A 14,381-nucleotide genomic window follows, 5' to 3' on the forward strand; every position below is an offset into this window, starting at 1 on the left:
AGTCTGGCTGATGCCGACTTGACTAACGAAATTTAAGAAAATCCTTATTTCTTCTTGATCTTAAACACAGAATCTCTGCGGTGGAGCTGAAGTTTTGGAGGACTCGGTTTTGGAGCTCGATGTACTTGTGCTCGATCATGACCTTGAAGATCCGGTTGAGTTTGGGCACCTCCTCATAGAGCCTGTAGAGGTCGGCCTGTCCGATCTGCAGGACTCGGGACGCCTCCAGGGCTTCGATATTCAGGAGGCTGGCTTTTCCGGTGTAGAAGCTTGCCATATCGGCGATCCAGTCGTTTTCAGCCACAAACTGGATGTTGTGTTCAAATCCACGGTCATCGACGCCGTACATGCGAAAACAGCCCGAGACCACAAAGGTATAGGCCTTGCAGACCTCACCCGAGCGAAGCAGTTTTTGCCTTCGCTTCAGCACAAGCTCTTCGAAAGGGGCTTGGATGAGGCTTTTCTCCTCCTCAGAAACGGGGATGTAGTTTTCGAGAAAACGGATGATCGCGTTGGTGGGCATGGGAGGAAAAATAGGGAAAGTCCGCTCAAAACTCCGGAGTCGGACCCAAATTGTTTTCTCCGGAAAACAAAAGCAGGGAATGTTATCTATAGAGAACAAGTTTCACCGATATCCATTTGCAAAAAAAAACTACCATAGCGGCGGCTTGTTTTTGGTGTTGCCCAATCTATTTTTCTTTTGCTTATGGCAATTATGAGCAGTTGTTTGGATCAGGATGAGTGCGTTCCTTGCCGGTAGGCAGGACGTCGAAGTCCCTTAATCCGAATGGCTAGACTTCACCCTTCGACTTCGCGACTCCCGTCGCTCAGGGTGACTTCCAACCTTCGACCTCCTTACTTCCCTACACGCTTACCTGTCAATCATCTTTTGCGAAGCCTCGGGATATCGTTCTCCTAGGATTTTCAGGTTTTCTAGGGCTTGGTCGATATTCATCAAATCCAGCGCAGAAAGTTTGACGCTGGCTCCGCCTAGATTTTCTTCCAAGCGATGGAGCTTGGTCGTGCCAGGAATGGGAACGATCCAAGGCTTTTGGGCCAAAAGCCAAGCCAAGGCGATCTGAGCAGGACTGGATTGGTGTGCATCGGATATGACTTGGAGCTGGTCAATCAGCGCTTGATTTGCTTTTCGGTTTTCCTCGGCGAATCTCGGAACCACATTTCTGAAATCTCCCGCCTCGAAGGAACTGGAGGCGTCGATTTTTCCGGTCAAAAACCCTTTTCCCAAAGGACTGAAAGGGACAAAGCCTATTCCCAATTCTTCCAGTGTAGGAAAAATTTCCTGCTCCGGCTCTCGCCACCAGAGTGAATATTCGCTTTGAAGCGCGGTGACCGGATGAACCGCGTGCGCCCTTCGAATCGTTTTGACTCCAGCCTCGGAAAGACCAAAATGGGCCACTTTTCCTTCCTGAACCAGTTCTTTCACCGCCCCGGCTACTTCCTCGATGGGGACTTTGGGATCTACCCGATGCTGGTAAAAAAGGTCGATCCGATCAACCCTTAGCCTTTTGAGGGAAGCTTCGGCGACTTTTTTGATGTTGGCTGGACTGCTGTCGAGTTGGCTCCATCGGCCTGTTTCATCCGCTGCGAAGCCAAATTTGGTCGCAATTTTCAGTTGGCCTTTGAAGGGTTCGAGTGCTTTGCCGACCAATTCCTCATTGACAAAAGGCCCGTAAACTTCAGCCGTGTCAAAAAATGTCACGCCCATGTCTACTGCCGCTCGGATCACAGAGATCATTTCGGATTCACTTTTGGCAGGGCCGTAGCCGAAGCTCATGCCCATACAGCCGAAACCGATAGCTGAGACTTCGAGTCCACTGGTTCCTAAGATTCGCTTTTCCATGTCTTTCTTTTCTATAAGTGTGATACTAGGTAGGTAAGTGAGGCTCTCAACCGAAGTTACAATGATCTTTATTGAGGTGGGGAAAGAATACTGCAAAAGCCCCTTTGATTTTGGGTTTTCAAAGTTTCTTATTTTCAGTAGGATATGTTAACTCTGATCAAACCAATACTTATCAGATTCAAACATCGCACGATTTTCAGCTTTCGGAATTTCGAGTAGATGTCAAAAGACAATCCCATTTAGGCTGTTGGTTTTTTAGCATTCGATGTTTGAAATGTGTAAGTTTTAATTTGAATTTCATTTTTGCAGACTTAGGCAAAACTCGAGATTTGTCAGGAATGCAGGACTTGTTTTGCGTTTACACCCAAATGACCTTACATGAAAGTATTTCAATTGACCTTTTTCGGGGTTCTGGCTTTTTGGCTGGTCTTTTCGCCGCCCAATCAGCTAAGGGCTCAAGGAATCAAACATTTCAATGGAACCATCGCAGCAACCAGCAACGGTATTTCAATTATTCCAGCCTTTACTCTGGGTAAGCCGGCGGTGTTTTTTGATTTGAGTGTGGGCGGAGACCGTCTATCCTTTGATCCGATGTTTCGATTTGGAATGAATGGAAAACCTTGGTCCTTTGTCTTTTGGTGGAGGTACAAGGTGCTAAAAGATAGTCGGTTTACCCTGACAGCGGGGGCTCATCCGGCTTTTATCTTTCAGGACATGGAAGTGATCGTAGATGGAAAACCGCAGAAAATGTTCATAGCCAATCGCTACCTGGCAGGAGAGCTTTCGCCCCTGTATAAGATTTCGGAGCATATCAGTACCGGACTCTACTACCTACATGGGACAGGCTTCAATCCTACTGGGCCAAAAAACTCCGATTTTCTGTCTTGGAACACGGTGTTGTCAGATCTGAGGATAATCAAGGATATCAAGCTAAAGGTCAATCCTCAGCTGTATTTTCTAAGCGTGGATGAGAATTCCGGCTTTTATGTGAATTCCAGTTTCACGCTGTCCAAGGTTGATTTCCCGATTGGATTCCAGACGCTCTTCAATCAGAAGATCGATTCTACGGTTCCGGGAGATGATATGGTCTGGAATGTCAGCGTGCTTTACAGTTTTGCCAATGACTATCGAAAAGACAAAAAGTGAAGCTATGGAAAAGGCTGAGACACTAGAAGAGTTTTATAGCAGGAAGTTCCAGTGGATTCCGGAAAACCTGAAAAACGATCTGGGTCATTTCAATATTTTCTGCCTAAAGCCGTACTTGGAAGGAGCGGTCAAGAGCGTGCCTTATCGGAGAAGGGACTTTTACAAAGTGATGCTGGTGACTGGTGCAAGTACGGTTCATTATGCGGATCGGGTCTATATGGTCAAAAAGCAGGCCTTGTCCTTCTCCAATCCCCTCGTTCCCTACAAATGGGATCACCTCAATGCCCATAATGGAGGCGTCTATTGCATTTTCAACCCTCATTTCTTCAGCAATTTTGGGCAGATCCACCAGTATGAGGTCTTTCACCCAAATGGAACTCACATCTTTGAACTGAGCGATGAGGAGACCCATGAGGTGGAGGCAATCTTTGAGAAGATGCAAGAGGAGTTTAGCTCGGAATACAAATACAAGTATGATCGCCTGAGAAATCTGGTACTTGAGCTGATTCACTTCGGGATGAAAATTCAGCCTGCGGAGCTTCAGGTTAACCAGCGGGGCAATGCCGCGCTGCGGATTGCTTCCATATTTCTGGAGTTGCTGGAGCGACAGTTTCCCATAGATGAGTCCCACTCGGCGATTCAGCTCAGGACGCCCTCGGACTTTGCCGAGCAGCTGAATGTCCATGTGAACCACCTCAATCGAGCGGTGAAGGCGATGACGGGCAAGACCACTTCCTCGCTCGTCGCGGAGCGCCTGCTACAGGAAGCCAAAGTCCTGCTATCCCAAAGCCGGTGGAATGTCTCCGAGATTGCCTATTCGCTGGGCTTCACAGAGGTCACCCACTTCAACAATTTCTTCAAAAAACACGTGAACCTCAGTCCGACCCAATTCAGGAAATCCTGAGTGATTAGAGGGAATCCCGGTCAAATATTAATTCCAAACCCGTGCATCAACACCAGTCTCAAGCCCACATAGATCACCAACACCGCCGTCAGACTACCAAGTATTCTTAGGTTAAACTTGGCACTGGAAAGATAGGACCCGAGGCTTCCCCCAAGTACGACGGCTATGATCAACCTCCAAATCAAGTCGGGATCTAGGTGAAACGTATCTGCAACGGTCAAGCCGATTAGCCCTGATATTGAGTTGACAAGGATAAAAACAGAAGCTAATGCGGCCACTTTTCTCGGATTGGCCCAGTTGAGGAGATTCAGCATTGGACTTAAAAAAATCCCTCCGCCGATTCCCGAAACACCCGCCAAAAGCCCCACACTACTTCCCAAGCCCAATTGTTTTACCAAGCTAAATTGTTGAGACTCCAGCTTGGCGTTTACGTAGCGAACCATCATCGCAATTCCGGACAGGATTAGCGATGAGCCCAGAATCAGAAAGAATACTTGCTGCGAAAGCTGCAACCGAGCCCCGAGATAAGCCAGTGGAATACTGGAAACCAGAAACGGCCAAAAGAGCTTCATGTCAAACACCCTGTTTCGGATAAAAATGACCGTCCCAATCGAAACCACACAAATATTGAGAATCAGCGCAGTAGCGCGTATTTCATGAAAATCAGTCAGAAAAAGGCTCAAGATAGCCAGGTAACTTGAGCCGCCACCGAACCCAACTGAACTATAAAATAATGCGATGACAAAAAAGATGATAGGGAGGTGTTCTATAGTAATCATTCAAAATTCTCTCTAAACGAAATGTCGTCAATTGACCAATTTGCCAAAGAAGTCGGAATGGATGACCGAATACCGATAATTCGGATTCGCTTATTACAAGTGACCGAAGTAGCGTTGTCAATACAGGTGATTGAACTTCCGATTAGTACAAAATCACAACTGGCCAACAAGTGTATGGTTCTATACTTCATCCTTCAAACAATCCAATCGATCCGCCGACCCAGTCTTTGTCACGATTGAACTTCACACCGATCATCTCTCCCCTGCTCAATCTGGCCAGGTTGCCCACAATCGTGGGACTTTCATCTTCCTCAGGCCACAGGCAAAAAACCCGCACTTCCACTTTTACCTTACCATCCGGAGATTGGATGACCGGGGCGTAGTGGACTTTTTTTTGAAGGATAAAAAGATCCTTGTCTTGCACGGCCTCCACATCTTTCCTGGTGACATTGAAGATCACTCCTGCCCCGGAAAATGAAAAAAGCGGCTTGAGCACATAGTTCTCCAAGTCCTCAGGTATTTCTTCCAACTCACTTAGCAACGTAGTTTCGATAAAATACGGACCATAGAGATATGGCAAAATGAATTTCGAAATCCGGGTGTACCAGTTCGGATGACCAGCCCATTCTACATCAAGGTCTTCTTCGAAGCTGAAATCCAGTTTCAGGTCTGTTCTCGCATTCAGCTCGTCAAAGATCACCCGATTGTAAATCCTTCGGATTCGAGTTTTCTCACCGCGCGGATTTTGATAAAACAGCTGTTTACCCTCTTTGCTCACCTCAGTGACACAGACCAAAGGAATACCCAAATCCCTACTGGCGTAATAAAAATCGATCTTTGTATTCTGCTTTTCGGGCTCAATCTCCAGCAAAACAACCTCCTCAGAAGTATACTTGCCCAGCACCACTTTTGTCAACAATTTAAAATAAGAATCCTCATCGGCCGCACCGGGATAGGGAGAGTAGTTGCTCAAAAAGGGATACTGGTTTAAAAACTTCCTGTAGAGATTGAACTGGAAATTGAAGATGGTAGGAAATCCCTGTACCTCGATCAGTTTGGGCAATACCTGACCCTGCTCCTCACATATTCCGAAGTCAATGGCTAAAAATTGGGTATGGGCATCCTCATTGGGCACAGCGGTATTCAGTTCTATCGACCGCTGAGTGAGTTTTTTAAAGTCAGGCCTTTTGATAAAGTCAATCACTTGGCTGCAACCTTCAATCAGCTGATTTTCGAGGTTTTTGGGGATAAAAAAAGGCGTTTCGGCTATTCGGAAAGTAGGTGAAAAACCAAAATCAGAGGCAATATCGGCGAGAAATGCCTGATATTTTTCAGAGGAAAATTCGGCATTAAACCGTTTTCGCGCAGATTCAATCATTCAGTTTCAAGTCAATGAGGGTGTATTTGCCAATGTCAATTTACGGATCGACTGCTCGAGAAAATTCGGGATCAAGGTCTCGTTGGTTTTGTATATCTTATTTTCATCAACCAAATCTTCGAGCATGGTGCGGAATTTTGCTTTCCCTTTCAGTTCGATGATCTTTTCCCGCACCATAGGTTTTTTGAGATGCGCCAAAAAACTGACCGCATCTGCCTCAGGATGAAATTGGGTTCCCACGATCTCATCCGAAAACCGGATCGCCATAATAGCACGCTCATATTCTACGTGGTTTCTGATTTTCTCCAACGCGATCATCTGAGCCCCGAGCGCTTTAAATTTTCGCTTATTGGGCTGTACCACCTGATAGTCACGCGAATCCACCGCCCAAAACGGATTGGCCAGATTCATGAAAAGCGGATCGTTCATTCCCTCGGGGGTCTTGTGAATAGGCGTCACTCCAAATGAGGTGGACTTTCTTTTGGTGATATTTCCCAAACCGAAATGCTTGCAGGCTATCTGAAATGAATGACAGATCAACAAAAGCTGCTTTTTCTGAGAATGATTTTGGTTCCATATCCAGATTTCATCCAGAAAATCATTGTAGCGCAGATCCCAATTTCCGTCACCTTCCAGCGGATTTCCCGGTCCGCCGGTAGAGATGAAAATATCGAAATTTCGGATGTCAGGCAGCTCTGCTTTTCCTCTTACATCAAATTCGCGGTAACTAATCACCTCCGAAAACCTGGAAAGGATATCATGAATACAACGCATGCCCTGGTTAGGCTCGCCCTCATACATATCCAAAATCGCCAGATTCACTTTTTTCTTTCCCACTTTACTCAATCGGTTTGTAACGCACAAAGGTAGGAATTCGCTTAAATCCCTTCGGTAAACTTCCCTGTTATAAAATCTACGACCGCTTCCAGGCTTCCTGTTTTTTCAAAAACGTCCAGTTGCTGATCTGCTCCGGTGCCTTTTTCGAGAATTTTGTGCACATATTCTATCTCCTGTCGACTTCCAAGTTCGTCCACCACATCGTCGATGAAATCGAGCAATTCCATAATCAGGTCTTTGGTAGGCACTTCGACCTTTTTGCCAAAATCTATCAAAAGTCCGTCAACTCCATTTCTTGCCGCCCGAAATTTATTCTCGCGAATCAGGGCGATTCGATAAATGTTGAAACTGGTATTACTCATCAGCAACTTGTAAAGTTTCGCGACGACTGCCTGAATCAAGGCAACGATGCAGATCGTCTCATCGACGGTCAGACACATGTCACAAATCCTAAATTCAATCGTGCTGAAGAAAGGATGCATCCTGAGATCCCACCAGATCTTCTTAGGGTTGTCGATGCAATTGGTCTTCACCAAGGTCTCCAGATAATTGTCGTAAGACTGAACCGAGTCGAAATACTCGGGCAGGCCTGTCCTTGGGAACTTTGCAAAAACTTTGGCTCGAAACGCCTTGAAGCCGGTATTTCTCCCCTCCCAAAATGGTGAATTCGCAGTCAAAGCATAGAGATGAGGCAAGAAGTAGCAAGCCTGATTCATCAACTGCAGCGCAATCTCCCGACTCTCGATTCCTACGTGCACGTGCAGACCGAAGATCAGATTCGATCGCGCGATGTCCTTGAGTTCGTTGACGATGGTATGATACCGAGGGTCGTCTGTGATCTCCTGATCCTGCCATTTGGCAAAGGGGTGTGTGCTCGAGGCTCCGACGACTAAGTCTTGCGCTGCAGCGAGCTCATGGATTTTTTTCCGAAGGAAACTCACCTCTCTTCGAGCTTCCGCCACATTCTGGCAAATGTTCGTCCCTACTTCGACCACCGATTGATGCATCTCAGCCTTGACTTGCTCATGGAGTACTATCTTTCCTCCCTCCACGATTTTTGACATGTGCGAGCGTAAATCCCTCGTGACAGGATCAATGATCATGTACTCTTCCTCTACCCCCAGCGTAAACTGCGGGAGTTTCTTTACCTGATTTGCCATCGTGCTTTACCTTAAAATCTCTTGGCCTTTTCGACCGAACCTTTCATAAAAGTCCCCCAGGTCAGATTCATCTGTCCAGGCTTTTGTGCCTTGGCATAAGCAATAGCCATCTTCGCTGCTTCCTCTACCACCCAGTCAAAATTCTCCTGACCTACAGAATTGACATCCGCATCGGGGGCAGGATTACCGAAATCAATGGCATAAGGGATGCCGTCTCTCACCGCAAACTCTACAGTATTGAAGTCGTAGCCCAAGCCAGTGCAGAGACGCTGCGTATAATCTTTCACCGTGCTAAGCAATTTTTTTGAAGCAGGAGCTTTGTCCACCACATATCTCAAATGGTGCGGGTTGCGCGGTTCGTATTCCATGATTCTCACTGCTTTTCCGCCCAGACAATACACTCTAAAGTATTCATCAAAGACGATTTCCTCCTGAAGCAACATCACCAATTGGCCGGTTTCCGGATGCTTTTGGAAAAACTCCTCTTTGTTTTCCAGTCGGTACACATTCTTCCAACCTCCCCCGGCATAAGGTTTCATGTATGCTGGAAAACCCGTGTAGCTGAAAATCCCTTCCCAATCCAAGGGTGCAACCAGATTTCTAAAGGACTTTCCGGTGGTATCGTCTGGATGCTTGGCGGAAGGCAAGATCACGGTCTTTGGCAACGGAACTCCCAATTGATCTGCGAGGGCATTGTTAAAAAACTTGTCATCTGCACTCCACCAAAATGGATTGTTGATCACGGCAGTTCCGGCGAGCGCCGCATTTTTTAAGTAAGCGCGATAGAACGGAACATCCTGGGAAATCCGATCAATGATGACCGCATACTCGGTAGCCTGATTCTGTATGACTTTGTCAATCCGAACGGCCTCTGCGACGATTCCTTTTTCCTTTTTTTCATTGACTCGTTCGATAAAGGCCTGAGGAAAAGTGTCTTCCATGCCGAAAAGTATCCCGATCTTTTTCATAGCTCTATAGTATTAATATTTGGATTTATTTTAATCAAACTTGATAGTAGATAAGTAGTGTGGAAACATCTCTCGCCAAATCGGCCAATCGTGCAGGCGATTTTGCCGGACGTCCAGCCAATGAGGAATGTTTCTTTGGTTGAGCACTCCGTCCAACTTAAGGTTGGCGTCAAAACATATATCCCAATTGGATGTCCCGAGCACGATCATCATGTTCCAGAGCTCATGATCCTGTAGCCCGGGTAAGTACTCCAATGGACTGTTGTAAAAAATATCATCGTGCTGATATCCATCCATGAAATTTCGGATGTCAAAGGCACCACTCATGCTGAACATGTGACTCACATATCCGGGATGACGAAAGGCAAAGTTGGCCGCATGATATCCTCCAAAACTACAACCAGCAACGGCAACTTTTGCCGTGCCCGTGTTGAGGCGGATCCGCTCCACTACTTCATGGCAGATCATCTTGTCATAGGCGACGTGTTGTTGTATTCGTTGATGCGGATGCACCCCCCTGTCATAAAAGCTCTGCTTATCGTTGCTCTCGGGACAAAAGATCTGCACCAGCCCCTGTTCGATAAACCAATGGGCTGATCCAATCAGGCCCATGTCCCGATTTTCGTGAAAGGATCCTTTGGAAGTGGGAAAAAGCACCACCGGATATCCTGCATGTCCAAAAACCAACATTTCAACATCTCTATGGAGATGGGGTGAATACCATTTTAAATAGTCTTCCTTCATAAACTATATTTTTGACTGAAAAATTAGCGTTTGGTACTGTCTCCAAATACTAGTCAAAATTCAGCGAAAAGAAAAGAATTGTGAAGGAGGGACGGGCGAGGAACGGTTAAATTCTGGCTTCTGTAGATTTTTCAAAAAAGTTCCGCTTTGAAAAAACCGAGAAGATCAGTCCAAACACCAGCGCAAAAATTAAGACTCCTACCAAAACCCATTTGGATGTGCTGAAAAAAGAGGCAATCGCGGTCCAAATTTCGTTTTGGCGAGGGTAAAGTCCCAAAATCCGCAACACGGAAAGATTTTCAAACAAATCCATGGCTGCTACCGCCACCGGCAACCAAGCAGTGGTATGATTTTTCCAGATTTGGATCATGAGACCAGAAAAGAGAAGACAATAAATCCCCAAATAGGGCATATCCAATATCCAAATACCGATTTTGTACCTGTGGATTTGCGAGGGATTCAGATGTCCCAATGCCGCATAGGCTTCTTCGGAGGAGTAGGCAAACATCAGATCCAATACGTATTCTTTGGGCAAAAAAGAACTCAACAGGATGTTGAACAAAAGAAAAAGACAGAACAGCAACAGGAGATTGCCCCATTTGCTGAGAAATTGAAAAAGTAACTTCATATTTAAAAATTTCAGCAACTCAAAAATAGAAAAGAAAAAACCAAGTCAAAAAAAACTTCAACCGATTTCGAAAATCAGTTATCTGAAAGCCAAATTCAATTTTCAGGATCTATAAACCATTGTGCATACATCGGATAGTTTTTGGCGGTTCTCATAATCACCTCCCGCATTTCTTGGCCTATGTCCTTCAATTTCTTTGCTGGCATACCCCCATAGATCGTATTGGACTCCACCACCGTCCCAGCCAATACGACGGCACCTGCCGCGATGATCGAATCGGAATGGATCACGGCTCCATCCATCACAATTGCTCCCATGCCGATCAGCACCCGATCGTGAATCGTGCAGCCATGGACAATGGCATTGTGCGCAATCGAAACCTGATTGCCTATATGGGTTGGCGCCCGTTGATAAGAACAATGGATTACCGCACCATCCTGAATGTTGGAATCATCGCCGATCCGTATTTCATGCACATCTCCCCGCACGACGGCATTGAACCACACCGTACAGTTTTTGCCCATGATGACGTCGCCGACGACCGTCGCATTAGGCGCCAGCCAGGTATTTTCTCCAAATTCCGGTGATTTGCCTCTTACTTTCATGAGCAGTGCCATGGATTCCTTTAGTTTTTGTTTTTGGAATATTCCGACCGAAAATTAGAAATTTTAATCCTGACCTGAACTTTTTTAAAGGGATTCAGTTTACGTGTATATACATACAACTATCAATGAACATGAAACTTATTAAACAAACCGGCCTTTTTGTAGCAGCTGGGCTTCTAGCCTTTGCTTGCGGAGCTCCAAACAACACGGTCGAAACATCCGAAGCCCAAGAAGTAGCATCTGGGCAAGGTAACACCTACACGATTAACGCTGCATCCAGCACATTCGGATGGAGGGGCTACAAGCCTGCCGGTGAGCACTTTGGAACCATCCCCGCTACTCAGGGAACCGTGACACTAGCAGGAGACTCAATTACCGCGGGATCGTTCACCTTTGATATTCCTGGGCTAAAAATCGAAGACATGCCTGCCGAAGATGAAAACTATGGTAAACTATATGGCCATTTGCAATCTCCGGATTTCTTTGACGCTGCCTCCCACCCTACTGCAACCTTCGAAATCACGGCTGTCGAGCCTTTCCAATCGGGCGATATCGTTGCTGACAAGGATGAAAGAGCCTCGGAGCACACACCGAAACACGATACCGAGTTGGCTCCTGCCAATCCTACCCATTGGATAAGTGGAAACCTAACGATGAGGGGAACTACCAAGAACATCAAGTTTCCTGCTACTGTAAGTGTGGAAAACGGGACAGTATCTGCTAAGGCCGGTTTCAACATTGACCGCACTGAGTGGGGCCTCACCTATGGTAATGAGGCAGATCCAGCCAACATAGCAAAGGACCAGTTCATCTACAATACCGTTTCGGTGGTATTGGACGTCACTGCCAGTGAATAATTAAACCAACTACTGATGATACAAGAGGAATTCCGCGGAATTCCTCTTTTTTTGTCTTTCGATGATATCCTACCCTCATTTTTACAACTTTCCCAAGAACAGACTTATTCCAATTTTGTTACGCTGGGCAGATCAAAAGTTTGCTTTTATGGCTTATTTTGAGGGAAATGGGCATAGCTACACCGACAGTCGATTTGAAAATTTATTTTTTGCCGGGAATGAAGCGCTGAACGAAACTGAAGTCTTTGAAAATACCCCAGGAAAAGAGAAAGTAGGCATTTTGGGTTATGACTTTAAAAATCAAATCGAAAAGCTGGACAGTGAAAATCCGGAATTCTTCCCCCTGCCTGATCTTTGTTTTTTTGAGCCTGAGTTGTCGTTCCAAGTTACGGAAAATGGATTTTACTCTAAAAACAAACTCCCAGAGACCTGGCTTGACGAACTGGCAAATTCCATCCCATCCAAGGCCAGCAGCCTAACTTGCACTGTTTCTCCCCAAATTTCCAGAGAGAACTATCTAGCAAAGATCAAGACCATCCAAGATGAAATCCGGGACGGCAACACCTACGAAGCCAATTTTTGCCAGGCCTTTTATGGAAAGTTTGATTCCTGGGATCCGATTGCTGCCTATCTCAGGCTCAACGAGCTGTCGAAAATGCCATTTTCCGGTCTTTTCAAAGCCAAAAACCAATGGCTGGTATCAGCCTCACCAGAGCGATTCTTGAAGAAAGAAGGCAACCAACTCATCGCCCAGCCTATCAAAGGAACCATCCACCGAGGCAGAAATGAACAGGAAGACGCCGAAAATCAACAAGCACTTTTGGCCAGCGAAAAAGAACGCGCCGAAAATCTGATGATCACAGATCTGACCCGAAATGACCTGGCGAGAGTCTCAAAGACTGGCTCGGTTCGCGTCGAGGAGCTTTTTGGGATCTATCCATTTCCTCGGGTTTTTCAGATGATCAGCACAGTCAGTTCGGAGATTAACCCCAGCACCTCACTGAGAGATATCATCTATGGCACCTTCCCGATGGGAAGTATGACAGGCGCACCTAAGATCAGTACAATGAAGATCATCGAGCGCGAGGAAGATTTTCGTCGCGGTTGGTTTTCGGGAGCATATGGATGGATAGACGAGGACGGAGATTTCGATTTTTCTGTTGTTATCCGATCCATCATTGCTGACTTGGATGCAAAAAAGCTCTATTTTGGAGTGGGAAGTGCCATTACCATCGATGCGGATGCTAGGCTGGAATACGAGGAATGTGCACTGAAAGCCCAAGCCATCTTGGAATTGCTACGTGGAAACTAACCCTGAACCTCCCTCCCCCATTCGCAAGATCATCCATGTGGATATGGATGCTTTTTATGCCTCGGTCGAGCAGCTGGATCGTCCGGAGTGGCGAGGAAAGCCTTTGGTGGTTGGCGGAAATGTCGCCCGTGGCGTGGTAGCAGCGGCGAGCTATGAGGCCAGAAGGTACGGGATTTTCTCAGCGATGTCTTCGGCTTTGGCCGCCAAGAAATGCCCGCAGCTCATCTTCGCCCGGCCGAGATTCTACCGATACAAAGAGATCTCGCTGCAGATCCGGGAGATTTTCTACGAATACACCGATTTGGTGGAGCCACTTTCCCTGGACGAAGCGTTTTTGGATGTGACAGAAAACAAGATGGGTCTAAAGTCCGCCATCCTGATTGCCAAGCAAATCCGCACCAAAATCAAGGAAAAAACCGGCCTCAATGCCTCGGCTGGAGTCTCTTACAATAAGTTTCTGGCTAAGATCGCCTCTGACCTAAACAAGCCCAATGGGCAGGCAGTCATCCTCCCACAGGATGCGGAGGCTTTTCTGGAGAAGTTGCCGATTGGAAAATTCTTCGGTATCGGCAAAGTCACCGCCGAAAAAATGCAAAAGCTGGGTATCCACAACGGGATGGATCTGAAACAGTTTTCACTTCAGTTTCTGACCAAGAAATTCGGAAAGTCTGGACTTCATTACTACAACATCGTCCGGGGGATTCACCTTTCGCAGGTTCATCCACATCGCACTCGCAAGTCCCTGAGTGCAGAAAACACCTTTGACAAGGATCTCATTACTTTCCAAGAAATGGAATCCAAGCTCCGGTATGTTTTCGAAGAAGTCATCAGCCGGATCGAGCGGGGCGGCATCAAGGGACGTACGATCACCTTGAAGATCAAACATTCGGATTTCACCCTGCAAACCCGCAGCAAAACCCTCGAACAGTATCCGGATCAAGAAATGATTTGGACAACGGCAGTTGAACTTTTGAATCAAGAGGAGATTGTAAAACCGGTTCGCTTATTGGGTCTTGGACTGTCCAACCTAAACATTACCGAGGAGCAGGTTCATTTTGGACAGCAATTGAAGATTCCTTTTGAAACATAATAAGGAGAGTGTTCAATTAAGTGTGTCTACTAAATTCACATCAAATGAAAAAAAGACAGACAATTGAGGATTTGTTAAATGATCCCAAAATGAATGAACGGCTAAAAGAGCG

At 46.3% G+C, this 14,381-nt stretch carries 15 protein-coding genes; 5 read left to right on the plus strand and 10 right to left on the minus strand.

Translation table 11 applies throughout. From position 1 onward, the window contains the following. Window positions 1-22: 22 nt before the first annotated feature. Complete coding sequence (locus ABD031_RS13325) at window positions 23-523, minus strand: Crp/Fnr family transcriptional regulator (protein ID WP_343852261.1); 501 nt, start codon at window positions 521-523, stop codon at window positions 23-25. 348 nt (window positions 524-871) lie between these two features. Beyond that, window positions 872-1,861 (minus strand): aldo/keto reductase, encoded by a 990-nt coding sequence (locus ABD031_RS13330; protein WP_343852263.1) that lies wholly within the window; start codon window positions 1,859-1,861, stop codon window positions 872-874. 378 nt (window positions 1,862-2,239) lie between these two features. Between ABD031_RS13330 and ABD031_RS13335 the strand changes: the two genes are divergently transcribed. Both ABD031_RS13335 and ABD031_RS13340 read left to right on the plus strand, forming a co-directional pair. Beyond that, entirely contained in the window at window positions 2,240-3,007 is a 768-nt protein-coding gene (locus ABD031_RS13335) for a hypothetical protein (RefSeq protein ID WP_343852265.1), read from the plus strand. 4 nt (window positions 3,008-3,011) lie between these two features. Further along, entirely contained in the window at window positions 3,012-3,911 is a 900-nt protein-coding gene (locus ABD031_RS13340) for a helix-turn-helix domain-containing protein (protein ID WP_343852267.1), read from the plus strand. A 20-nt stretch (window positions 3,912-3,931) separates the two neighbouring features. Here the strand turns inward: ABD031_RS13340 and ABD031_RS13345 are convergent, their stop codons facing one another. The 8 genes from ABD031_RS13345 to ABD031_RS13380 form a co-directional block, all read right to left on the minus strand. Then, on the minus strand, window positions 3,932-4,690 hold the full coding sequence (locus ABD031_RS13345; RefSeq protein ID WP_343852269.1) for a sulfite exporter TauE/SafE family protein: 759 nt from the start codon (window positions 4,688-4,690) through the stop codon (window positions 3,932-3,934). A 187-nt stretch (window positions 4,691-4,877) separates the two neighbouring features. Then, window positions 4,878-6,068: a hypothetical protein gene (locus ABD031_RS13350; RefSeq protein ID WP_343852271.1), complete on the minus strand. Its 1,191-nt coding sequence runs from the start codon at window positions 6,066-6,068 to the stop codon at window positions 4,878-4,880. Between the two features lie 6 nt (window positions 6,069-6,074). Continuing rightward, entirely contained in the window at window positions 6,075-6,905 is an 831-nt protein-coding gene (locus ABD031_RS13355) for a type 1 glutamine amidotransferase (protein WP_343852273.1), read from the minus strand. A 41-nt stretch (window positions 6,906-6,946) separates the two neighbouring features. Next, window positions 6,947-8,065: a carboxylate-amine ligase gene (locus ABD031_RS13360; protein ID WP_343852275.1), complete on the minus strand. Its 1,119-nt coding sequence runs from the start codon at window positions 8,063-8,065 to the stop codon at window positions 6,947-6,949. A gap of 11 nt (window positions 8,066-8,076) precedes the next feature. Beyond that, window positions 8,077-9,033: an ATP-grasp domain-containing protein gene (locus tag ABD031_RS13365; protein ID WP_343852277.1), complete on the minus strand. Its 957-nt coding sequence runs from the start codon at window positions 9,031-9,033 to the stop codon at window positions 8,077-8,079. A 30-nt stretch (window positions 9,034-9,063) separates the two neighbouring features. After that, window positions 9,064-9,777 carry an esterase family protein gene (locus ABD031_RS13370; RefSeq protein ID WP_343852279.1) on the minus strand — a complete coding sequence of 238 codons (714 nt, stop codon included), beginning with the start codon at window positions 9,775-9,777 and terminating at the stop codon, window positions 9,064-9,066. 106 nt (window positions 9,778-9,883) lie between these two features. After that, window positions 9,884-10,405: a hypothetical protein gene (locus tag ABD031_RS13375; protein ID WP_343852281.1), complete on the minus strand. Its 522-nt coding sequence runs from the start codon at window positions 10,403-10,405 to the stop codon at window positions 9,884-9,886. Between the two features lie 95 nt (window positions 10,406-10,500). Beyond that, on the minus strand, window positions 10,501-11,022 hold the full coding sequence (locus tag ABD031_RS13380) for a gamma carbonic anhydrase family protein (RefSeq protein WP_343852283.1): 522 nt from the start codon (window positions 11,020-11,022) through the stop codon (window positions 10,501-10,503). Between the two features lie 119 nt (window positions 11,023-11,141). Here ABD031_RS13380 and ABD031_RS13385 point away from each other — a divergent pair, with 119 nt between their 5' ends. From ABD031_RS13385 to dinB, 3 genes are all read left to right on the plus strand, one after another. After that, the gene (locus ABD031_RS13385; protein WP_343852285.1) at window positions 11,142-11,867 is read left to right on the plus strand and encodes a YceI family protein; all 726 of its coding nucleotides are present in this window, start codon (window positions 11,142-11,144) and stop codon (window positions 11,865-11,867) included. A gap of 148 nt (window positions 11,868-12,015) precedes the next feature. Continuing rightward, on the plus strand, window positions 12,016-13,179 hold the full coding sequence (locus tag ABD031_RS13390; RefSeq protein ID WP_343852287.1) for an anthranilate synthase component I family protein: 1,164 nt from the start codon (window positions 12,016-12,018) through the stop codon (window positions 13,177-13,179). Next, window positions 13,169-14,269: a DNA polymerase IV gene (gene dinB, locus ABD031_RS13395; RefSeq protein WP_343852289.1), complete on the plus strand. Its 1,101-nt coding sequence runs from the start codon at window positions 13,169-13,171 to the stop codon at window positions 14,267-14,269. Before ABD031_RS13390 ends, dinB begins: the two co-directional genes overlap by 11 nt. Window positions 14,270-14,381: the final 112 nt, after the last annotated feature.

The organism is Algoriphagus jejuensis (assembly GCF_039523455.1).
GTDB lineage: Bacteria > Bacteroidota > Bacteroidia > Cytophagales > Cyclobacteriaceae > Algoriphagus > Algoriphagus jejuensis.